We start from the raw sequence: 20,495 nt of genomic DNA on the forward strand, positions 1-20,495 counted from the left end.
GGCGTTTTAGCCGCCCGACGGGAGTGAGCCCTACAGAATCACAGGCCGGTTACTTGGACTTTTCCAGGTAGCGGAAGAACTCGCTGCTTGGGTCCAGCACCATGACGTCGGTTTTGTTCGCGAAGCTTTCACGGTAGGCGCGCAGGCTACGGTAGAACGCGTAGAACTCCTGGTCCTGGCCGTACGCCTTGGAGTAGATCGCCGCAGCTTGGGCATCACCATCACCACGCGCCTCTTCAGACTCGCGATAGGCCTCTGCCAGCAGTACACGACGCTGACGGTCGGCATCCGCACGGATACCTTCAGCCAGCTCGTTACCCTTGGCGCGGTGCTCACGAGCCTCACGCTCACGCTCGGTGCTCATACGCTCGAACACGCTGCGGTTCACTTCCTTCGGCAGGTCGATAGCCTTGACCCGAACATCGATCACCTCGATGCCCAGCTCTTTTTCCGCCATCGTGTTCAGCGAACGCGTGATGTCCGCCATCAGCGCATCACGCTCACCGGATACCACCTCGTGCAGGGTGCGCTTACCAAACTGGTCACGCAGTCCCGATTCCAGACGGCGCGACAAACGCTCGTCGGCAATCTGCTTGAGGCCGGAGGTCGCGGTGTAGAAGCGCTCGGCATCCTTGACGCGCCACTTGGCGTAGGCGTCAACCATCACGGCTTTCTTTTCCAGGGTCAGGAAGCGCTGTGTAGGTGCATCCAGGGTCATCAGGCGGGCGTCGAACTTGCGCACCTGGTTGACGTAGGGGACTTTCACATGCAGGCCCGGCTGGACATCCGCCTGGACCACGCGACCGAATTGCAGCAGCACCGCACGCTCGGTCTGAGCCACGATGTAGAAGCAGTTCCAGGCAGCGATGACCACGACGACGCCCACAATCAGGGCGGTCAGCGATTTATTGCTCATCAACGACTCTCCCTGGTACGTGTTTGCTGTTGCAGCAAGTCGGCGGCCGCACGGGCGCTCGCTTCGTTGGCAGCGGCATTGGAACCGGTGGACGGTGCGCTGGTGCTGCTACGACCACCTTCGATCATCTTGTCCAGCGGCAGGTACAGCAGGTTGTTCTGCCCACCTTTGCTGCCGGTCACGAGGACCTTGCTGGTGTTGCTGAAGACTTCCTGCATTGTGTCCAGGTACAGACGCTCACGCGTCACCTCTGGAGCCTTGCGGTACTCGGCAACCAGCTTGGTGAAGCGATCCGCCTCACCCTTGGCGCGGGAGACCACTTCGTCGCGGTAACCATTGGCATCCTCGAGGATGCGCTGGGCCTGACCACGGGCTTCCGGCACGACGCCGTTGGCGTAGGTTTCAGCCTGGTTGCGCGAACGCTGCTCGTCTTCACGGGCGCGGATCACGTCATCGAAGGCTTCCTGTACTTCACGCGGTGCGGCTGCGCTTTGTACGTTGACCTGGGTAACCGTGATACCGGTGCGGTACGTATCGAGGAAGCGTTGCAGACGCTCCTTGATCTCACTGGCCATCAATTCACGACCTTCGGTCAGCACCTGGTCCATCGCGGTGGAACCGACGACGTGGCGCAGGGCACTTTCGGTGGCGTGTTGCAGGCTGATTTCCGGCTGGTCGACGTTCAGCACGAAGTCCTGCAGGTTGCTGATCTTGTACTGCACGGTCAGCGGCACTTCGACGATGTTCTCGTCTTCAGTCAGCATCTGGCCCTGCTTGGTGTAGGCACGCTCACGCGTGACGTTCTCCATGTACTTCTTGTCGATCGGCGGGAAGTAGATATTCAGGCCTGGGCCGACGGTTTCGTAGTACTTGCCGAAGCGCAGCACCACGGCTTGCTCCTGCTCGTCCACTACGTATACGGCGCTGTACAGCCATACGGCCGCCAGCACGACAAGACCCAGGCCCAGCAGGCCATAGCCGCCGCCCTTGCTTGTGCGACCGCCTTCGTCACCACCGCGTTTTTTCCCACCACCGAACAACCCATTCAGGCTTTCCTGCAGCTTTCGGAAGGCCTCGTCGAGATCTGGTGGCCCCTTGCGGTCGCCATTATTGCGGCGTTTACCACCCCAAGGATCCTGATTATTCGAGTTGCCACCCGGCTCATTCCAAGCCATAGCGCTCTCCATCTGATAAAGCAAAGACGCACCCACGGCGCGCCGACCAATGCTACAGAATGCCTGCCACTGCGGCACAACCGCTTTCGGAGGCTTTTATTGCAAAGTGTGTTGTTCGATGAACTCTGTCGGTACCACACCTTCACGGCTGACCAGCCGATTCAGCTCCGAGCGCGGCAATCGAACGGCCAGCAAGCTGACACCTTCTTCGTCGTGTTCTTCTTTCTGGACCGCGCCCAGCTCGAAAAACTGTGCACGCAGTCGAGCAAAACGCTGGGGCAAGCGCAAGGTGCCAACGAACAAATCACCGCCGAGCAACTCGGCAATCGCTTGTTCAAGCAACTCAAGACCACTGCCATCTCGCGCCGACAACCACACCCGCTGGGGTTTGCCGTTCTCGTCGCGCTGGATTTGTGGCTCAACGCCTTCAAGCAAATCGAGTTTGTTATAGACCTCGAGGATCGGCAAGTCCTGGGCACCAATCTCGCCCAGCACCAGCATTACCTGTTCAATCTGCAACATGCGATCCGGTTCGGCCGCATCGATCACGTGCAACAGCAGGTCGGAATTGCTCGACTCTTCGAGCGTAGACCGAAATGCCTCGACCAGCTTGTGCGGCAAGTGACGAATGAACCCCACGGTATCGGCCAGGACAATCGGCCCCAGGTCGTCCAGATCCAGACGGCGCAAGGTCGGGTCAAGGGTGGCGAACAGTTGGTCGGCCGCGTACACGTCCGATTTCGTCACGTTGTTGAACAGCGTGGATTTGCCGGCGTTGGTATAGCCCACCAGGGACACGGTAGGGATATCTGCGCGCGAACGACCACGTCGCGATTGCTCGCGCTGGCTGCGGACTTTCTCCAGGCGGCCCTTGATCTGGCGCAGGCGGACCCGCAGCAGGCGGCGGTCGGTTTCGAGCTGGGTTTCACCCGGCCCCCGCATGCCGATACCGCCACCCTGACGCTCAAGGTGAGTCCAGCCGCGGACCAGCCGCGTGCTCATGTGGTCAAGCTGGGCCAGTTCGACCTGTAGCTTGCCTTCATGGGTACGGGCGCGTTGGGCGAAAATATCGAGAATCAGACCGGTGCGGTCGATCACGCGACACTCGAAGACACGTTCGAGGTTACGTTCCTGACTGGGCGTAAGGGTGTGATTGAAGATCACCAGATCGGCTTCTTCAGCGTGGACCAGGTCGCGCAGTTCCTCGACCTTGCCGCTGCCAATCAGGTATTTGGCGGTTGGCCGATGACGCGGCACGTTAAAAAACGCAACGGTCTCGGCGCCGGCCGAATTTGCCAACTCCTGAAACTCCTGCGGATCTTCGCGCGCCTCAGGGTCCTGTCCATCCAAGTGAACGAGGATTACTCGCTCACCACCACCGTGGCGCTCAAAGAACAAAGGAGACTCCTATCAGGCGTTACCTGGCTCAGCGTCAGCTGCATCATCACCTGCTGCGCTAGGCAGACGGATTGGACGAACGGGGACGACTGTCGAGATAGCGTGCTTGTATACCATCTGGCTGACGGTGTTTTTCAGCAGGATCACGAACTGGTCGAACGACTCGATCGTGCCTTGCAGCTTGATACCGTTGACCAGGTAGATGGAAACCCCCACTTTCTCTTTACGTAAAGTATTCAAGTAAGGGTCTTGTAGCGAATGCCCTTTTGACATGTGCCGCACTCCTTTAAGGATCAATAATAAAAAATCGGAAAATAGATAGCTTATGGCCGTCACACCCCCAAGGATAGACGGCAATTGCAAGGACTCAGCTCAATATGGAGACCGTTCCCAAGTATTTCAAGGCGCGTGACAGATTGTCGCTGTCCAGGCTGTCCAGCCAGTGTAAATCGCTCCAGCTGCGCAACCAGGTGAACTGGCGTTTCGCCAATTGGCGCGTGGCAATGATGCCGCGCTCCTGCATCTCAGCTGACGTCAGCTTTCCATCCAGATGATCCCAGACTTGGCGGTAGCCTACAGCACGTATCGACGGCAACCCTGGATGCAGGTCACCTCTTGAACGCAGTGCTACGACCTCGTCCACAAACCCCTGTTCCAACATAATTGTGAATCTTTGTGCAATTCGTTCATGCAGCACCTGGCGATTTGCCGGAGCGATGGCCAGATTCGCCACAGTATAGGGCAATTGTGACTGCCCAGATGCGCCTGCGTCAGCACTTTGCGCACTTTGTTTCAGCCGGTGTTCAGTCATGGTCTGCCCGCTGACACGCCAGACTTCCAGGGCCCGTGAAAGGCGCTGGGGGTCGTTGGGGTGAATGCGCGCGGCGGATACCGGGTCTATTGCCGCCAACTGGTCGTGCAGGGCTTGCCAGCCAAGGCGTGCAGCCTCTTCCTCAAGCTCGGCGCGCACCTGGGCGTCGGCCGCCGGCATATCCGCCAGTCCCTCCTGCAAAGCCTTGTAATAGAGCATCGTACCGCCCACCAGCAGCGGAATATTGCCCCGCGCGGTGATCTCGGCCATGGCGGCCAGCGCGTCGGTACGGAAATCCGCCGCCGAATAGCTCTCGGCCGGGTCGATAATGTCGATCAACTTATGCGGATACTGTGCCAACAGCGCTTTGGAAGGCTTGGCGGTGCCAATGTCCATGTCCCGGTAAACCAGGGCAGAGTCCACACTGATCAGCTCGCATGGCAACACCTTGGTCAGCTCGATGGCCAGGTCGGTCTTGCCGGCGGCCGTAGGACCCATCAGGAAGATCGCGGGGGGCAAGGCACTCATCAACGGCCGCGCAAGAACAGTTTGTCCAGGTCGTCCAGGCCCATCTGGGTCCAGGTCGGCCGGCCATGGTTGCATTGCCCGCTGCGTTCGGTGTTTTCCATGTCGCGCAGCAAGCCGTTCATTTCCGGCAGGGCCAGGCGGCGATTGGCGCGGATGGCACCGTGGCAGGCCATGGTGCCGAGCAATTCGTTGATGTGCGCCTGGATACGGTCACTGGTGCCGTACTCCATCAGGTCGGCGAGTACGTCGGCTACCAGCCGATTGGCCTCGGCCTGCTTGAGCAGTGCGGGGATCTGGCGGATGGCCAGGGTTTCCGGGCCCAGGCGTTGCAGTTCAAAGCCCAGCTTCTGGAACACGCTGTGGTGCTCTTCTGCGCAATCAGCCTCACGCTGGCTGACCGCCAGGGATTCCGGCACCAGCAGCGGCTGGCCACTGAGGCCTTCACTGGCCATGGCAATCTTGAGGCGCTCGTACATGATCCGCTCGTGGGCGGCGTGCATATCCACCAGCACCAGGCCATGGGCGTTTTCCGCCAGGATGTAGATACCCTTGAGCTGCGCCAGCGCATAACCCAACGGCGGAATATCTCCACCGCCCTCCGGCAAGGCGACAGGTGCACCCGGCTCAGCCCCCGGCAGCGGCGCAAAAAACTCGCGGTACGCCGCCTGGGCCTCGGCCACCGGCACCGCCGATTGCGGACGCGGCGTGTATTGGTACTGATAACCCGCCCCCGAACCGGAACCCGGCGCGGTGTACGACGGCTGCGGCTGCGGCGATTGCAGCAGGTTGGCCGCCAGGCTCATTTCGCCCTGGGGGCCGAACTCACCGGCTTCCGGGCCGCTCGGCCGCACCACTGCCGTCACGATTGGGGCAGACAACTGATCATCCGGACGCACATCGCCCAGGGTGCGGTGCAAGGTGCCGTAAAGGAAGTCATGCACCATGCGCCCATCACGGAAGCGCACTTCGTGTTTGGTGGGGTGCACGTTGACGTCCACCACCGACGGGTCGACCTCGAAGAACAGCACAAACGTCGGGTGCCGCCCATTGAACAGCACATCGCGGTACGCCTGGCGCACCGCATGGGCCACCAGCTTGTCGCGCACTGCACGGCCGTTCACAAAAAAGTACTGCAGGTCCGCTTGGCTGCGGGAGAACGTCGGCAAACCGACCCAGCCCCACAGGCGCAGGCCATTGCGTTCGATTTCAATCGGCAGCGCCTGCTCCAGGAACCCCGCACCGCAAATAGCCGACACCCGGCGAGCACGCGCCGCGTCGTCATGGGCTTCATGCAGGCTGAGGATGGTCTTGCCGTTGTGGCGCAGGTGGAAGGCCACGTCGAAACGCGCCAGGGCCAGGCGCTTGATGACTTCCTGCAGGTGATCGAATTCGGTTTTTTCGGCCTTGAGGAATTTGCGTCGCGCCGGGGTGTTAAAGAACAGGTCGCGCACTTCCACCGACGTCCCCACCGGGTGGGCGGCCGGCTGGACTCGAGGCGCCATGTCGCGGCCTTCGGTTTCCACTTGCCAGGCTTGATCGGCGTCACGGGTGCGTGACGTCAGGGTCAGACGTGCTACGGAGCTGATCGACGCCAGGGCCTCACCGCGAAAGCCCAGGCTCATCACGCGCTCAAGGTCTTCCAGGTCGCGGATCTTGCTGGTGGCGTGACGGGCCAGGGCCAACGGCAGGTCGTCGGAGGAGATGCCACTGCCATCGTCACGCACCCGCAGCAGCTTCACGCCGCCCTGTTCCACGTCGACATCGATACGCTTGGCGCCTGAGTCGATGCTGTTTTCCAGCAACTCCTTGATCACCGATGCGGGACGCTCAACCACTTCCCCCGCTGCGATCTGGTTCGCCAGGCGCGGGCTGAGCAGCTCGATACGCGACCCACTGTTCAAGGTTGATTCGCTCATTACTGTGCCGCCAATTCAGTGCCGGGGATGGTCAACACCTGGCCGACTTTGAGCTCATCGGTTTTCAGGTTGTTGGCACTGCGCAAGGTAGCGGCCGAGACCTGGAACCGCACCGCCAGCATCGCCAGGGTGTCGCCGGGCTGCACGCGATGATCACGCGGGCCCTGGGCGATTTTGCCCGAGTCACGCAGCCAGGCGATGTAGGTGCCCGGTGGCGGATTCTGCTGGAAGAACTGGCGAATACCGGCACTGATCGAGCGTGCCAGCGCCTGTTGATGGCTGGCGCTGGCCAGCTTCGAGGCTTCGTTGGAGTTGGAGATAAACCCGGTTTCCACCAGGATCGACGGGATGTCCGGCGACTTCAACACCATGAACCCGGCTTGCTCCACGCGCTGCTTGTGCAGCGAGGTCACCCGGCCGATGTTGCTCAATACTTTTTGGCCAACGTTCAAGCTGGACGTCAGCGAGGCCGTCATCGACAGGTCGAGCAGCACGCCGGCGAGCATTTTGTCCTTGTCATCGAGGGACACATTGCCGGCGCCGCCGATCAAGTCGGAACGGTTTTCGCTGTCGGCCAGCCAACGCGCAGTCTCGGACGTAGCGCCGCGATCCGACAGGGCAAACACCGACGCGCCAAAGGCAGCCGCTGAAGGCGCGGCGTCGGCGTGGATCGACACAAACAGGTCGGCGCCTTTCTTGCGGGCGATTTCGGTACGCCCGCGCAATGGAATGAAGTAGTCGCCGGTACGCGTCAGCTCGGCGCGATAGCCTTTCATGCCATTGACCTGGCGCTGCAACTCGCGGGCGATGGCCAGCACCACGTCTTTTTCATGCTGGCCGCGCGAGCCGGAGGCCCCCGGGTCCTCACCACCGTGGCCGGCGTCGATCACCACAATGATATCGCGCTTGCCGGCCGGAGCCGGTGGCGGCGGTGGCAGCTTGACCTGCGGCTGCGACGGGCTGACCGGCACGGCCGGCACCGTTGCGACGCTTGGGGTTGGCGCGGGTGGCGGTGCGGCATCGGCGGCATTGTCGAACAGGTCAACCACCAAGCGGTTGCCATACTGTGCGTTTGGCGCCAGGGAGAAGCTTTTCGGGGTCACGACCTTTTTCAGGTCGATCACCACGCGCAGGTCGGTCGGCGTACGCTGGGCCGAGCGCATAGCGGTGATCGGGGTGTTGGCGGTGGAGACTTTCAGCGGCGCGGCCAGGGTCGCACCGTTGATGTCGATCACCAGGCGATCAGGCGCCGTCAGGGTAAAGACGCTGTGCTGGACCGGGCCAGACAGGTCGAACACCAGTCGCGTGTTATCCGGCGCTCGCCACAGGCGAACGCTTTTCACCTGTGAAGCAGCCAGAGCATTGACAGTCATTGCCGCAAGCAACACCCCTACGACAGCAACCAACGCGCGAAAGCGCATACCTAACCCCACCAATTATTTGAATTCCAATGCCAAAGCGGCGCACCACGACTGGCCGCGCGCGCTTTGGGGCAACAACTTCAGCTGACGTCCATGCTCATGCGGCGTAATGGTAATGGTCAGGTCCGGCTTTGGCAAAAAGCCTGTGCCTTTATCTGGCCACTCGATCAGGCACAACGCATCTTCATCGAAGTAATCACGGATGCCCATGAACTCCAGCTCTTCGGGATCGACCAGGCGATAGAGGTCGAAATGGAACGCCCGCACCTCGCCAATTTCATAGGGTTCCACCAAGGTGAACGTTGGGCTTTTTACCGCCCCGGCGTGCCCCAATCCGCGAATGATCCCCCGGGACAGTGTGGTCTTGCCCGCCCCCAGGTCGCCCTCCAGAAAGATCAGCCCTGCCCCGGCGGTGACCTGGGCAATGCGCTGGCCGAAAGCAACCATGGCCTCTTCATCGGCCAGGAAAAGGATTACTTCAGACACGGCGACTGCTCCTCCAGCAATTGACGAATGGCGGGTATCAGGTCGCTTGCCGCCAGCCCGCGACCAAAGGTCCCCTGGCGATCCCCCGCCGTGGCGTGCAACCACACGGCCAGGCAGCTTGCCTCAAAAGCCGGCATGCCTTGGGCAAGCAGTGCCCCCACCAGGCCGGCCAACACGTCACCGAGCCCCGCCGCGGCCATGGCCGGGTGGCCTTGGTCACATCGCGAAACACGTCCGTCCGGGCTGGCAATCAAACTGCCAGCCCCCTTGAGGATAGCCACGGCGTTGAATTTCTCGCTCAACGCGCGCGCTACCTTAAGACGATCAGCCTGAACCTCGGCTGTCGACATACCCAGCAAGCGCGCAGCCTCCCCCGGATGCGGAGTGATCACGCAGTTGTCCGGTAGGACGACGCTGCCGGTGGCGAGTTGATTCAGCGCGTCGGCATCCCAGACTTGCGGCTGCTTGGCGTTGGCCGCAACGGACAAGAGGCTTTTGCCCCAAGCGGCATCGCCCAGGCCGGGACCGATCACAATGACCGAGATTTTTTCCAACAGGCTCATCAGTTGATTGGCCGAGCTCACCCCAATGGACATGACCTCCGGCAAACGCGTCAACGCCGCGGAAACGTGCTCCAGGCGGGTCGCCAGGGATACCATGCCGGCGCCACTGCGCAGGGCACTTTCGGCACTCAACAGCGCTGCGCCGCCAAAGCCGCGGTCACCACCAATGACCAACAGGTGGCCGAACTGGCCTTTATGGGCGTCCGGGGAACGTGCGGCCAGTTGCGGCAAGTGGCCGTGCAACAGGGGCTGTACGTCGGTTATTGCGTGTTTTGTCTGCGGCATGCGTCTTCAAGCTCCGATGTCTGGCAGAATTATACCTATCTAACCTGCGGTTTCCCTTGTCTCATGCCTGCCATCACCACCGATCTGCCTGCCCTCGCCCAATCGATCAAAGACTGGGGCCGCGAGCTGGGCTTTCAACAAGTCGGCATCAGCGGCCTGGACCTGGCCGAGCATGAACAGCACCTGCAACGCTGGCTCGACGCGGGTTACCACGGCGAGATGGAGTACATGGGCGCCCATGGCAGCAAACGCTCGCACCCCGAAGAGCTGGTGCCCGGTACTTTGCGCGTGGTCTCGCTGCGCATGGACTACCTGCCCGGCGACACGCAGATGGCGCAGCTGCTGGCCAAGCCGGAAAAAGCCTATATCTCGCGCTACGCCCTGGGCCGCGACTACCACAAGCTGATCCGCAAGCGCGTGCAGCAACTGGCCGACCGCATTCAAGCGCAGATCGGCCCCTTTGGTTTCCGCGCCTTCGTCGACAGCGCACCGGTGCTGGAAAAAGCCATCGCCGAAAAAGCCGGGTTGGGCTGGATCGGTAAAAACACCCTGGTCCTCAATCGCAAGGCCGGCAGTTACTTCTTCCTGAGCGAACTGTTTGTCGACTTACCGCTGCCAGTGGACCCGCCCCACAGCACCGAACACTGCGGGCGCTGCACGGCGTGCCTGGATATCTGCCCCACCAATGCCTTCGTCGGCCCCTATGTGCTGGACGCGAGGCGCTGTATTTCCTACCTGACCATTGAGCTCAAAAGCGCGATCCCCGAAGACTTGCGCCCGTTGATCGGCAACCGCGTGTTTGGCTGCGATGACTGTCAGATCGTTTGCCCGTGGAATCGTTTCGCCGGCGCCACCGCCGAAAGCGATTTCAAGCCACGCCACAACCTGGATAACGCGGAACTGGCCGAACTGTTTATGTGGGACGAGGATAAATTCCTCAGCAGCACCGAAGGCTCGCCGCTACGTCGCGCCGGTTATGAGCGCTGGTTACGCAACCTGGCGGTAGGCCTGGGCAACGCGCCGTCGAGCATTCCGGTGCTGGAAGCCTTGAAGGCACGCCAGGATTACCCCTCCGAGCTGGTGCGTGAGCACGTGGAATGGGCGCTGAACCAGCACGCTTCGCGCTAGTGCACGTCGTCGTTGTAGACAAACTTGGGCATTTCCCAGTGAAAGCGGATTGCGAGCAGGCGCAATAGAAAACCGCTGAACAGGGTCAGCAGAATCGCTTGTTCGCTGGGCAACTCCAGATAAAGGCACAGCAAATAGAACCAGGCGGCGAGGAACGAGACGCTGGCGTACAGCTCGCGGCGGAAGATCAGCGGGATATCGTTGCAGAAAATGTCGCGCAAGATGCCGCCGAATACGCCGGTGATCACCCCACTGACCGACGCCACGAGCATGCCGTGGCCCATTTCCAGGGCGGTCATGCAGCCGATCAGGGTGAAGGCCACCAGGCCCACGGCGTCGAGCGCCAGGAACAGCGAGCGCAGATGGCGCATCAGTGGGGCGATGAAGATCGTCACCAGCGCGGCAACGGAGGTCAGCACCAGGTATTCCGGGTGCTTGACCCAGGTCAGCGGGTAATGGCCGAGCAACACGTCACGCACCGAACCACCGCCCAGCGCCGTCACACACGCGATCAGCACCACACCAAACCAGTCCATGCCACGCCGCCCGGCGGACAACGCACCGGTCATGGCTTCGGCGGTGATGGCGATGAGGTAGAGCATCAGCAGCATAAGGGCGATCCTTGCATTGAGGCCGGCAGTCTAATCATTTGCTGATGGCACCAAAAGGGGGCGCTTGGCGAAAGACCGCGTCACGTCATCGGGGGCAAGCCCCCTCCCACATTTGACTGCGTTCACACATCAAGGTGTGGAAGGGGGCGTGCCCCCGATGAGGCCGATACAGGCGCCAAACACTCAGGCCTTGATGAAATGCTTGCGGTAATGCTGCAGCTCAGCAATCGACTCGCGAATATCGTCCAGCGCCAAGTGAGTGCTGCCTTTATGGAAGCTGTCTTTGACTTCCGGCGCCCAGCGCGCAGCCAGCTCTTTCAAGGTGGACACATCCAGATTGCGGTAGTGGAAGTAGCTTTCCAGCCCCTTCATGTGCGTATAAAGGAAGCGCCGGTCCTGGCAGATGCTGTTGCCGCAGATCGGCGACTTGCCCTTGGGCACCCACTTTTCCAGGAAGGCGATGGTTTCAGCCTCGGCCTCCGCCATGCTGATGCGACTGTCGCGCACGCGCTGGGTCAGGCCGGAGTTGCCGTGGGTGCGGGTGTTCCACTCGTCCATGGTGGCGAGTACGGCGTCGCTGTGGTGGATGGCGATCACCGGACCTTCCGCCAAGGTGTTGAGGTTGCTGTCGGTGACAATGGTCGCCATCTCGATGATGACGTCGGTGTCGGGGTTCAGACCGGTCATTTCCAGATCGATCCAAATCAGGTTCTGTGGGTTTTGCATGGCTTGATTCTCTTGGCACCTTGGCGTAGCTGCGCAGTTTAGCAGGCAGGGGCGTGCTAGACTCGCGACCGTTTTACCTAACCTTTGCATTATCGACACGGAACACCAATGGCCAAACGCCAGCTCAACCGTCGCCAAAACTGGCGCATCGAAAAGATTCAAGGCGAACGCGCCGCACGCGCCGCCAAACGTGAATCCTCCGCCGTGGAAGCGCTCGAGGGCGGCGACCTGGGCCCCGAGCAGACGGGCCTGGTGATCGCGCACTTTGGTGTGCAGGTCGAAGTCGAGGCGCTCGAAGGCGAACTCGCAGGGTCAGTGTCCCGTTGCCACCTGCGCGCCAACCTTCCTGCGCTGGTCACCGGCGATAAAGTGGTATGGCGGGCCGGCAACCAGGGTATCGGCGTGATCGTCGCCCAGTTGCCACGCACCACCGAACTGCGTCGCCCGGACAGTCGTGGCCAGCTCAAGCCGGTAGCGGCCAACGTCGACATGATCGTCATTGTGTTCGCGCCGCTGCCCGAGCCCCATGCCAACCTGATTGACCGTTACCTGGTCGCCGCCGAGCACGCGGGCATTCGTCCGCTGCTGCTGCTGAACAAATTCGACCTGATTGACGAGCAGAACGCCCCAGCGCTCAACGCCTTGCTGGCGGTGTACCGCACCCTCGGCTACCCAGTGCTGGAAGTGTCGGCGCATCACGGCAATGGCATGGAACAGCTGCAACAGCAGCTGGACGGACGTATCAGCGTGTTTGTCGGCCAATCGGGCGTGGGTAAATCCTCGCTGGTCAACAGCCTGCTGCCGGAAGTCGACACCCGCGTGGGCCCACTGTCGGAACTGTCCGGCCAGGGCACTCACACCACCACCACCGCGCGACTGTTCCACTTCCCCGGAGGCGGTGAGCTGATCGACTCCCCGGGTATCCGCGAATTCGGCCTCGGCCACGTCAGCCGCAGCGACGTGGAAGCGGGCTTTATCGAATTCAACGACCTGATCGGCACCTGTCGCTTCCGCGATTGCAAACACGACCGCGAGCCGGGCTGTGCGCTGCTCAAGGCCTTGGAAGATGGGCGTGTGCAGCAGCAGCGGATGAATAGCTATCGGTCGATTATTGCGAGTTTGCCCGAAAGCAGTTATTGAGCGGCCATTTCTTGACACATATAAATGGCGGCGCAAAGCGCGCTAGTCCATTGATTTAACGGGGGCTGGCATCAAGAATTCGAAACAACTGGGTGGCTCGTCGACGCAAGCCAGCTTGAATTCGAAATCCCTGATGCTCATAATCTCTCCGTCACCAGCGCAAGCTGGCAGGAGTCTGGATCCTTCTCGGGGTTGATCCAGCGGCGCAGAAGGGGCGAAGCAAGCTCCACTGCGCGTCGAATGAAGCCGCCTTCGGGCGGCTTTGCTTTTTGTGGGGAATTAACGATTGGCTCTCTACTATCACCCCAAACAAGGCGATGTACTGCTCTGCGACTTCACACGAGGTTTTGTTGCCCCGGAGATGCTGAAGATCCGCAAGGTCGTCGTGATATCCCCTACTGCAACCCATAATCGCAAACTCTGCACCGTGGTGCCGATCTCATCTACCGCTCCCGAGATACAGCACGACTGGCACCACTTGCTACGTACAAATCCACTTCAATCCGATGGCTACAAGGCGCTGTGGGTGAAGTGCGACATGATTTATACCGTCAGCTTCGAGCGCCTCGACAAACTCCATAGGAAGACCCGATCGAAAGGGCGCGAGTACTTCGTCCCACGCCTCTGCACCGAGGACATGCGAGGCGTCATCAGCGGTGTCAAAGCCTATCTCCCGCTCTGACCAGAAATTAAAACGCCCCGATCAGTCGGGGCGTTTTAATGGGTGGTGCCTATAGGATGTGGCTTACGACCCAGCCTTAGGCACCGTAGGATCCTTCACCCCACCCTCATCAAACAGATTCAGCTTCTGGCGCAGTTCATGCGCCGGCAATGGCTCTTGCCCTGGCGGAATGGCGTTCGGATCGGTCGGAACCTCACCCGGTGCGCCTGCACCCGGAGTGGGCGGCGGAGCCGGCTGCTGATCACCTTCAATCGCACGCTGGGCCTTTTTGGTCAGCACGACGATATCGATACGGCGGTTGATCGGGTTGAACGGGTCCTTGTGATCAAACAGCTGCGACGATGCAAACCCCACCACCCGCGCCACTTGCGGGTCCGGGTAGCTGCCGGCCACCAGCGCGCGACGTGCGGCGTTGGCACGGTTGGCCGAAAGCTCCCAGTTGCCGAAGTCGCCCTGGCCCGCATACGGCTTGGCGTCGGTGTGGCCGCTGATGCTGATCTTGTTCGGCACCGCCTTGATGGTGTCGGCCATGGCCAGCAGGATGTCTTCAAAGTACGGCTTCAGGCGCGCACTGCCGGAGTCGAACATCGGCCGGTTGGCCGCATCGGTGATCTGGATGCGCAAGCCGTCCGGGGTGATCTCGAACGAAATCTGGTCCTTGAACTTCAGCAGTTGCGGGTTTTCCTCAACCTTGGTCTGCAGTTCTTGCAGCAACAGTTCCAGGCGCTCTTGCTCGACCTGCTCGGCCATGGCCTCAACGGTATCGCGCTCGATCGGGATCTTTTCCTGAGGCGCTTCGGTTTTGACTTCCGGGTTGATAGTGCGCTCAGGCGCCAACTGCGGCGAACCGCCCAGGTCGATCACGAACGGCGTGCCACTTTCCGAGAAACCAATGGGGTCTTTGAAGTAGCCGGCGATGGCAATCTTCTGTTCCGGCGTGGCGGTGGACATCAGCCACAGCACCAGGAAGAACGCCATCATCGCCGTCGCAAAGTCGGCGAAGGCGATTTTCCAGGCGCCACCATGGTGCCCCGCAGCGAAGCGCTTGACGCGCTTGATGATTATCGGCTGGTTGTTTTCCATGGCTTAGCGACCGCGAACCGCTTGTTCCAACTCGGCGAAGCTTGGGCGATGCTTGGGGTACAGCACTTTACGGCCGAACTCCACCGCCAGCGACGGCGGCATGCCGGAAGCGGAAGCCACCAGGCTGGCCTTGATCGATTCGTACAGGTTGATTTCTTCCTTGGCGTCATGGGCCAGGGAGGTGGCCAACGGACCGAAGAAGCCGTAAGCCGCGAGAATACCGAAGAAGGTACCGACCAGTGCCGCACCGACGTGCATACCGATGGCGGCCTGGTCGCCTTCACCCAGGGAGGCCATGGTCACCACGATACCGAGTACCGCCGCGACGATACCGAAACCCGGCATACCATCAGCGATACCGGTCACGGCGTGGGACGGGTGCTCCAGCTCTTCCTTAAGGCTGAACAACTCCATGTCGAACAGGCCTTCCAGCTCATGGGGAGCCATGTTGCCGGAGGACATGATGCGCAAGTAGTCACAGATATAGGCGGTCATGCGCTCATCTTTGAGCACGGCCGGGTACTTGGCGAAAATCGGGCTGGCCGCAGCGTCCTCAATGTCACCTTCGATGGCCATCATGCCTTCGCGGCGGCTCTTGTTGAGGATCTCGTAGACCAGGCCCAACACCTCCAGATAGAAGGTGTGAGTGAAGCGTGAACCGAACATGCCCAGGGATTTCTTGACCACGTGCATCGTCATGTAGCCGGGGTTCGCCTGCAAGAATGCGCCGAATGCCGCACCACCGATGATCAGCACTTCGAAGGGCTGGATCAGCGCAGCAATTTTACCGTGGGACAGGACGTACCCACCGAGCACACTTGCGATGACGACAATGATGCCGATAATTTTAGCCATAGGAGATGAGTACTTGCGCCGTCGGGTTCATGGACATATTGGGGGGAACTGAAAACTCTTGTTCCTCTTATCGGCAAAACTGCGCCAGACTATAGCCCGTTAAGGCGAAAAGCCAGTTCGGCCCGCTCCGGGTGTGTTGACCGCAAGTGATGATCGCGCCCCAATCATGGCTAATGAAACGACAGTCCCAACTGCTAAACCTACCTCTCTCGCCGCTTGGATCAAGCGCCTGGACGATGTGCTGCTGCCTGTTCCACAGGCCAGCCACGACCGTGTGTGCAAGGGCATCCGCGACAGCCGCAGTTCATTGCGGGATATTGCCGAGCTGATGCAAGACAGCCCGGCGCTGGTGCTCAGCGTGATGCGCGAGGCCAACAGCCACACCCACGGCAGCCTGGCTGAGCCGGCAGAAAATCTCGAAGTGGCGCTTAACCGCCTGGGCCTCAAGCGCGCCGAAGAACTGCTGGCGCGCTTGCCCGCAGTGCCCGAAAACGAGATTCCCGTGGCACTGCGCCAATTGTTGCTGGTGAGCCAGCACGCTTCGCAGCAAGCCAACGGTTTGTTCGGCAGCCGCCTGGCGCGCCTGTGGCAAGACATTCACTGGGGTAGCCTGCTGTTTCTGTCGCCGCTGTGGCCGATGGCGGTCGCGTACCCCAAACTCCTGGAAGAATGGGAACTGCGGGTGATCCACAAAGGCCAGTCGGCCCGCGAGGTGGAACAGGCCTTATTCGGCGTGCGCCTGCTGGACCTGTGCGTCGGCCTGACCGACGCCTGGCACCTGCCGATCTGGGTATCCCAGGGCTACAAGCTGCTGCTGACCGAACAGCGTTTGCTGGTCAAGGCGCTGCATATCGCCCGCGAAGATGACTCCCTGCGCCATCAACAATTGCTCGACGCCGAACCCAACCTGCGCCGCTGGCTCAACCAGCCGGCCAATACGGTGTTGCTGGCCAACGGCCTGGCGATGTCGGCCCAGGAGTCCTGGACCTGCCCGCATACCGAGCGCTGGCAGCGCCTCACGGCGCTGTACCTGCAACAGCCGTTGGGCGAGGTGCAACAACAGGTTCACCAGCAAGCCGTCGCCAGCGCCCGCAACACGTTGATGCCCGACCTCTGGCACCCGGCGCTGTCGCTGATCTGGCCCTGGCATGTGCAGAAAATTCATCGTGGCCTGCTACCCGCGCCACCGCCCACCGCCGAGGCCCTGGCCGTGTGGCGCAAGCGCTGCACCGAGCTGCTGGTAGAGCCCAGCCGCTTTGCCAACGCCATGCACCTGACCACGTGCGCCAAGGAGGCCTTGGTGGCCAGCGGCATGCAGCGGGTCATGCTGCTGATGACCGATCGCGCGCAGAGCATGTTGCGCGTGCACCAGGTCGACGGCCTGCCGAAAGACGCAGCCAACCTGAGCCTGGACGTGGTCAACAGCACGCTGCTGCAACGCCTGCTGGAAAAGTCCGCCCAGGTGCGCCTCACACCGGACAACCACGCGCAGTTCTCGGCACTGCTGCCGCCGATCCTGCGCCGCCTGTTTACTGGCGAACACCTATTGCTGCGCTCCCTGAGCTGCAATGGCAAGGTGGTGATGCTGATGGTGGCCGACCAGGGTGGCGGGCCGTTCTCGGAAACCACCGTGCAGGCCTTCGGCAAAACCGCCCAATGCATCGAGAAAGCCCTGCACTGCTTTACCAACCGCAGCGCCTGATGCTTGCGCTACAATCGCGCTCCTTTAATGCCAACATTTGTGCCCAGGAGACCTCACATGCCTGACTTCTCTGGCTTGCCGCTGGTGATCGAATCCGGCGACCTGCTCGGCCGCCTGGAGGCCGAACACCTGATTCTGGTGGACCTCACCAGTGCCGCCCGCTACGCCGAAGGGCATATCCCCGGCGCGCATTTCGTTGACCCCAAGCGCACCCAGTTGGGCCAGGCGCCGGCGCCCGGTTTGCTGCCCAACAAAGCTGACCTGGAAACACTGTTCGGCGAATTGGGCCATACCCCCGACGCCACCTACGTGGTCTATGACGACGAAGGCGGCGGCTGGGCCGGGCGTTTTATCTGGATGCTCGATGTGATCGGCCACCAGAAATACCACTACCTTGACGGCGGCCTGCCGGCGTGGCTGGACGAAAAACACCCGGTCTCCACCGACGTGCCCGCGCCAGTCGGCGGCCCGGTCAGCCTGACGCTGCACGACGGCCCCACCGCCACCCGTGAATACCTGCAAAGCCGCCTGGGCGCGGCCGACCTGGGCATCTGGGACGCACGCGGCCCGCTGGAGTATTCCGGCGAGAAGGTGCTGGCGGCCAAAGGCGGGCATATCCCCGGCGCGGTGAACTTCGAATGGACGGCCGGCATGGACAAGGCACGCAACCTGCGTATCCGCCGCGACATGCCGCAGATCCTCGAAGACCTCGGGCTGACCAAAGACAAAGAAATCATCACCCACTGCCAGACTCACCACCGCTCTGGCTTCACCTACCTGGTGGCCAAGGCGCTCGGTTATCCGCGAGTCAAAGGTTATGCCGGTTCCTGGGGCGAATGGGGCAACCACCCCGACACCCCCGTCGAGATTTAAGGTTTAAGGACAGTAAATGAAAAAGCAGTTGTTTATCCTCAGCCAGTACTTGCTGCCGCACCACCTGCTGTCGCGCCTGGCAGGCTGCATTGCCGAGTGCCGCGTGCGCTGGTTCAAGAATGCCTTCACCGCCTGGTTCGCCAAGCGCTATCAAGTGGACATGTCCCAGGCCCTGGTTGAGGACCTGACCGCTTATGAGCACTTCAACGCCTTCTTCACTCGCGCATTGAAAGACGGCGCACGCCCACTGGATCAAACCCCTGGTGCGGTGTTGAGCCCCGCCGATGGCGCAGTCAGCCAGCTTGGCCCGATCGAGCATGGTCGTGTGTTCCAGGCCAAAGGCCACAGCTTCAGCGTGCTGGAACTGCTGGGTGGCGATGCGGCCTTGTCGGCGCCGTTCATGGGCGGCGATTTCGCCACCGTTTACCTGTCGCCGAAAGACTACCACCGCGTGCACATGCCACTCGCCGGCACTCTGCGCGAGATGGTCTACATCCCTGGACGTATCTTCTCGGTGAACCAGACCACCGCGGAAAACGTACCCGAGCTGTTCGCACGTAACGAGCGCGTTGCGTGCATCTTCGACACCGAACGCGGCCCGATGGCCGTGGTATTGGTGGGCGCGATGATTGTGGCGTCGATTGAAACCGTGTGGGCCGGGCTGGTGACGCCGCCGAAGCGCGAGCTGAAAACCTTCCGCTATGACGAAGCAGCACGTGCGCCGATTCACCTGGAGAAGGGTGCGGAGCTGGGTCGCTTCAAACTGGGTTCGACCGCGATCGTGCTGTTCGGGCCGGATCAGGTGAAGTGGGCGGAAGAATTGGTGGCGGGCAGCCCGGTGCAAATGGGCCAAGGCATCGCCGCGCCTAAAGCTTGACGCAAACTCAATGTGGGAGGGGGCAAGCCCCCTCCCACATTTTGAACTGCGTTTATTCAGTTAAAGCTGACCATCGCGGTCGCGGAAGCCCAACAGATACAACACCCCGTCCAGCCCCAACGTCGAAATCGCCTGCTTGGCCGACTGTTTCACCAGCGGCTTGGCACGGAACGCCACGCCCAACCCGGCAATCGCCAGCATCGGCAAGTCATTGGCCCCATCGCCGACCGCAATGGTCTGCTCCAGGCGCAAACCTTCCTTGTGGGCCAGTTCCTTCAGCAAGTCCGCTTTGCGCTGGGCGTCGACAATCGGCTCCACCGCCACGCCGGTCACCTTGCCATCCACCACTTCCAGCTCGTTGGCGAACACATAGTCGATGCCCAGCTTGGCCTGCAATTGCTTGGCGAAGTAGGTGAAGCCGCCCGACAGAATGGCGGTCTTGTAACCCAGGCGCTTGAGTTCGGCGAACAGGGTTTCGGCGCCTTCGGTCAGGCGCAGGGAGGCGCCGATGGCGTCCAGCACGCTCACGTCCAGGCCCTTGAGCAGCGCGAGGCGCTCTTTGAAGCTGGCGCGGAAATCGAGTTCACCGGCCATGGCGCGCTCGGTGATTGCGGAAACCTGCTCGCCCACGCCGGCCGCCTTGGCCAGTTCGTCGATGACTTCAGCTTCGATCAGCGTCGAGTCCATGTCGAACACCGCCAGGCGACGGTTGCGACGGAACAGCGAATCTTCCTGGAAGGCGATATCGACGTTCAGCTCCTGGGCCACGCTGAGGAATTCGGCGCGCAGGGCTTGCGGGTCGGCCGGTTCACCGCGCACGGAGAACTCGATGCAGCCCTTGCCCTTGTCGGCCGGGGTGTCCAGCGGCATGCGACCCGACAGACGGTCGATATGGTCGATATTCAGGCCATAGTGCGCGGTGATGGAGCTGACGCGCTGCAGTTGCTCGGCGGTGACCTTGCGGGTCAGCAGCGTCACGATATGGCGTTTCTTACCCTGGCCGGCGACCCACTGCTGGTAGTCCTCTTCGGACACCGGCGTGAAACGCACCTGCTGGTCCAGCTTGTAAGCCGTAAACAGGATGTCCTTGAGTACCGAAGACGCCTGTTCCGTGCTCGGGATCTCGACCAGGATCCCAAACGACAGGGTGTCGTGGATCACCGCCTGGCCGATGTCGAGAATGTTCACACCACCCTGGGCCAGCACTCCCGTAATAGCCGCAGTAAGACCCGGGCGGTCTTCACCAGTGATGTTAATCAGGACAATTTCGCGCAAGGCGCACCCCCAGGCTGGAAAAAAACCGCATTCTACCCACTTTC

Annotated in this window: 20 protein-coding genes; 6 read left to right on the forward strand and 14 right to left on the reverse strand. The window is 61.4% G+C overall.

Translation table 11 applies throughout. The annotated features are described in order from the left end of the window. Nucleotides 1-49 precede the first annotated feature (49 nt). The 9 genes from hflC to BM403_RS11275 form a co-directional block, all read right to left on the reverse strand. Entirely contained in the window at nt 50-916 is an 867-nt protein-coding gene (gene hflC / locus BM403_RS11235) for a protease modulator HflC (RefSeq protein WP_043204695.1), read from the reverse strand. Further along, nucleotides 916-2,091, reverse strand: a complete 1,176-nt coding sequence (hflK, locus tag BM403_RS11240; protein ID WP_012721916.1) for an FtsH protease activity modulator HflK — start codon at nt 2,089-2,091, stop codon at nt 916-918. Before hflK ends, hflC begins: the two co-directional genes overlap by 1 nt. Before the next feature lie 96 nt (nt 2,092-2,187). Next, nucleotides 2,188-3,489 carry a ribosome rescue GTPase HflX gene (gene hflX, locus BM403_RS11245; protein WP_012721915.1) on the reverse strand — a complete coding sequence of 434 codons (1,302 nt, stop codon included), beginning with the start codon at nt 3,487-3,489 and terminating at the stop codon, nt 2,188-2,190. A 12-nt stretch (nt 3,490-3,501) separates the two neighbouring features. Beyond that, nucleotides 3,502-3,762, reverse strand: coding sequence for an RNA chaperone Hfq (gene hfq, locus BM403_RS11250; protein ID WP_003171355.1), 261 nt, complete (start codon nt 3,760-3,762; stop codon nt 3,502-3,504). A 94-nt stretch (nt 3,763-3,856) separates the two neighbouring features. Further along, nucleotides 3,857-4,828, reverse strand: a complete 972-nt coding sequence (gene miaA / locus BM403_RS11255) for a tRNA (adenosine(37)-N6)-dimethylallyltransferase MiaA (RefSeq protein WP_012721914.1) — start codon at nt 4,826-4,828, stop codon at nt 3,857-3,859. Continuing rightward, entirely contained in the window at nt 4,828-6,744 is a 1,917-nt protein-coding gene (gene mutL, locus BM403_RS11260) for a DNA mismatch repair endonuclease MutL (RefSeq protein ID WP_043204692.1), read from the reverse strand. Before mutL ends, miaA begins: the two co-directional genes overlap by 1 nt. Then, the gene (locus BM403_RS11265; RefSeq protein ID WP_012721912.1) at nt 6,744-8,165 is read right to left on the reverse strand and encodes an N-acetylmuramoyl-L-alanine amidase; all 1,422 of its coding nucleotides are present in this window, start codon (nt 8,163-8,165) and stop codon (nt 6,744-6,746) included. The genes mutL and BM403_RS11265 overlap by 1 nt, the downstream gene beginning before the upstream one ends. A gap of 15 nt (nt 8,166-8,180) precedes the next feature. Beyond that, nucleotides 8,181-8,651, reverse strand: coding sequence for a tRNA (adenosine(37)-N6)-threonylcarbamoyltransferase complex ATPase subunit type 1 TsaE (gene tsaE / locus BM403_RS11270; RefSeq protein WP_046033925.1), 471 nt, complete (start codon nt 8,649-8,651; stop codon nt 8,181-8,183). Next, nucleotides 8,639-9,499, reverse strand: a complete 861-nt coding sequence (locus tag BM403_RS11275; protein WP_046033924.1) for an NAD(P)H-hydrate dehydratase — start codon at nt 9,497-9,499, stop codon at nt 8,639-8,641. The genes tsaE and BM403_RS11275 overlap by 13 nt, the downstream gene beginning before the upstream one ends. A 63-nt stretch (nt 9,500-9,562) precedes the next feature. Between BM403_RS11275 and queG the strand changes: the two genes are divergently transcribed. Beyond that, nucleotides 9,563-10,627: a tRNA epoxyqueuosine(34) reductase QueG gene (queG, locus tag BM403_RS11280; protein WP_012721909.1), complete on the forward strand. Its 1,065-nt coding sequence runs from the start codon at nt 9,563-9,565 to the stop codon at nt 10,625-10,627. On the opposite strand, the gene BM403_RS11285 is transcribed toward queG, so the two are convergent. Continuing rightward, nucleotides 10,624-11,238, reverse strand: coding sequence for a trimeric intracellular cation channel family protein (locus BM403_RS11285; protein WP_012721908.1), 615 nt, complete (start codon nt 11,236-11,238; stop codon nt 10,624-10,626). The two genes, queG and BM403_RS11285, sit on opposite strands and share 4 nt — an antisense overlap. Nucleotides 11,239-11,421: 183 nt before the next feature. Then, nucleotides 11,422-11,964 (reverse strand): oligoribonuclease, encoded by a 543-nt coding sequence (gene orn, locus BM403_RS11290; protein WP_003171343.1) that lies wholly within the window; start codon nt 11,962-11,964, stop codon nt 11,422-11,424. A gap of 108 nt (nt 11,965-12,072) precedes the next feature. On the opposite strand from orn, the gene rsgA reads away from it, so the two are divergent. Next, entirely contained in the window at nt 12,073-13,104 is a 1,032-nt protein-coding gene (rsgA, locus tag BM403_RS11295) for a small ribosomal subunit biogenesis GTPase RsgA (protein ID WP_003171340.1), read from the forward strand. A 286-nt stretch (nt 13,105-13,390) separates the two neighbouring features. After that, on the forward strand, nt 13,391-13,786 hold the full coding sequence (locus BM403_RS11300; protein ID WP_012721907.1) for a type II toxin-antitoxin system PemK/MazF family toxin: 396 nt from the start codon (nt 13,391-13,393) through the stop codon (nt 13,784-13,786). Between the two features lie 63 nt (nt 13,787-13,849). Here BM403_RS11300 and motB read toward each other — a convergent pair whose 3' ends face one another. Further along, a complete protein-coding gene (gene motB, locus BM403_RS11305) occupies nt 13,850-14,869 on the reverse strand; it encodes a flagellar motor protein MotB (protein WP_012721906.1) in 1,020 nt (339 codons plus the stop codon). 3 nt (nt 14,870-14,872) lie between these two features. Continuing rightward, a complete protein-coding gene (gene motA, locus BM403_RS11310; protein ID WP_012721905.1) occupies nt 14,873-15,724 on the reverse strand; it encodes a flagellar motor stator protein MotA in 852 nt (283 codons plus the stop codon). A gap of 166 nt (nt 15,725-15,890) precedes the next feature. Between motA and BM403_RS11315 the strand changes: the two genes are divergently transcribed. The 3 genes from BM403_RS11315 to asd are packed head-to-tail and all read left to right on the forward strand — an operon-like array spanning nt 15,891 to nt 19,176. Continuing rightward, nucleotides 15,891-17,426, forward strand: a complete 1,536-nt coding sequence (locus BM403_RS11315; RefSeq protein WP_046033922.1) for an HDOD domain-containing protein — start codon at nt 15,891-15,893, stop codon at nt 17,424-17,426. Nucleotides 17,427-17,483: 57 nt separating this feature from the next. Beyond that, nucleotides 17,484-18,299, forward strand: a complete 816-nt coding sequence (locus BM403_RS11320; RefSeq protein ID WP_093542826.1) for a rhodanese-like domain-containing protein — start codon at nt 17,484-17,486, stop codon at nt 18,297-18,299. A gap of 16 nt (nt 18,300-18,315) precedes the next feature. Then, nucleotides 18,316-19,176 (forward strand): archaetidylserine decarboxylase, encoded by an 861-nt coding sequence (gene asd, locus BM403_RS11325; protein ID WP_012721902.1) that lies wholly within the window; start codon nt 18,316-18,318, stop codon nt 19,174-19,176. Nucleotides 19,177-19,236: 60 nt separating this feature from the next. On the opposite strand, the gene serB is transcribed toward asd, so the two are convergent. Further along, on the reverse strand, nt 19,237-20,451 hold the full coding sequence (serB, locus tag BM403_RS11330; RefSeq protein ID WP_012721901.1) for a phosphoserine phosphatase SerB: 1,215 nt from the start codon (nt 20,449-20,451) through the stop codon (nt 19,237-19,239). Nucleotides 20,452-20,495: the final 44 nt, after the last annotated feature.

The organism is Pseudomonas sp. OV546 (assembly GCF_900116845.1).
Taxonomy (GTDB): Bacteria; Pseudomonadota; Gammaproteobacteria; order Pseudomonadales; family Pseudomonadaceae; genus Aquipseudomonas; species Aquipseudomonas petroselini.

What these genes read in the sequence shown, in the direction of transcription:
- hflC (WP_043204695.1), bottom strand. Translation starts at nt 916, where the DNA reads ATGAGCAATAAATCGCTGACCGCCCTGATTGTGGGCGTCGTCGTGGTC.
- hflK (WP_012721916.1), bottom strand. Translation starts at nt 2,091, where the DNA reads ATGGCTTGGAATGAGCCGGGTGGCAACTCGAATAATCAGGATCCTTGG.
- hfq (WP_003171355.1), bottom strand. Translation starts at nt 3,762, where the DNA reads ATGTCAAAAGGGCATTCGCTACAAGACCCTTACTTGAATACTTTACGT.
- miaA (WP_012721914.1), bottom strand. Translation starts at nt 4,828, where the DNA reads ATGAGTGCCTTGCCCCCCGCGATCTTCCTGATGGGTCCTACGGCCGCC.
- mutL (WP_043204692.1), bottom strand. Translation starts at nt 6,744, where the DNA reads ATGAGCGAATCAACCTTGAACAGTGGGTCGCGTATCGAGCTGCTCAGC.
- BM403_RS11265 (WP_012721912.1), bottom strand. Translation starts at nt 8,165, where the DNA reads ATGCGCTTTCGCGCGTTGGTTGCTGTCGTAGGGGTGTTGCTTGCGGCA.
- BM403_RS11275 (WP_046033924.1), bottom strand. Translation starts at nt 9,499, where the DNA reads ATGCCGCAGACAAAACACGCAATAACCGACGTACAGCCCCTGTTGCAC.
- queG (WP_012721909.1), top strand. Translation starts at nt 9,563, where the DNA reads ATGCCTGCCATCACCACCGATCTGCCTGCCCTCGCCCAATCGATCAAA.
- BM403_RS11285 (WP_012721908.1), bottom strand. Translation starts at nt 11,238, where the DNA reads ATGCTGCTGATGCTCTACCTCATCGCCATCACCGCCGAAGCCATGACC.
- orn (WP_003171343.1), bottom strand. Translation starts at nt 11,964, where the DNA reads ATGCAAAACCCACAGAACCTGATTTGGATCGATCTGGAAATGACCGGT.
- rsgA (WP_003171340.1), top strand. Translation starts at nt 12,073, where the DNA reads ATGGCCAAACGCCAGCTCAACCGTCGCCAAAACTGGCGCATCGAAAAG.
- motB (WP_012721906.1), bottom strand. Translation starts at nt 14,869, where the DNA reads ATGGAAAACAACCAGCCGATAATCATCAAGCGCGTCAAGCGCTTCGCT.
- motA (WP_012721905.1), bottom strand. Translation starts at nt 15,724, where the DNA reads ATGGCTAAAATTATCGGCATCATTGTCGTCATCGCAAGTGTGCTCGGT.
- BM403_RS11315 (WP_046033922.1), top strand. Translation starts at nt 15,891, where the DNA reads ATGGCTAATGAAACGACAGTCCCAACTGCTAAACCTACCTCTCTCGCC.
- BM403_RS11320 (WP_093542826.1), top strand. Translation starts at nt 17,484, where the DNA reads ATGCCTGACTTCTCTGGCTTGCCGCTGGTGATCGAATCCGGCGACCTG.
- asd (WP_012721902.1), top strand. Translation starts at nt 18,316, where the DNA reads ATGAAAAAGCAGTTGTTTATCCTCAGCCAGTACTTGCTGCCGCACCAC.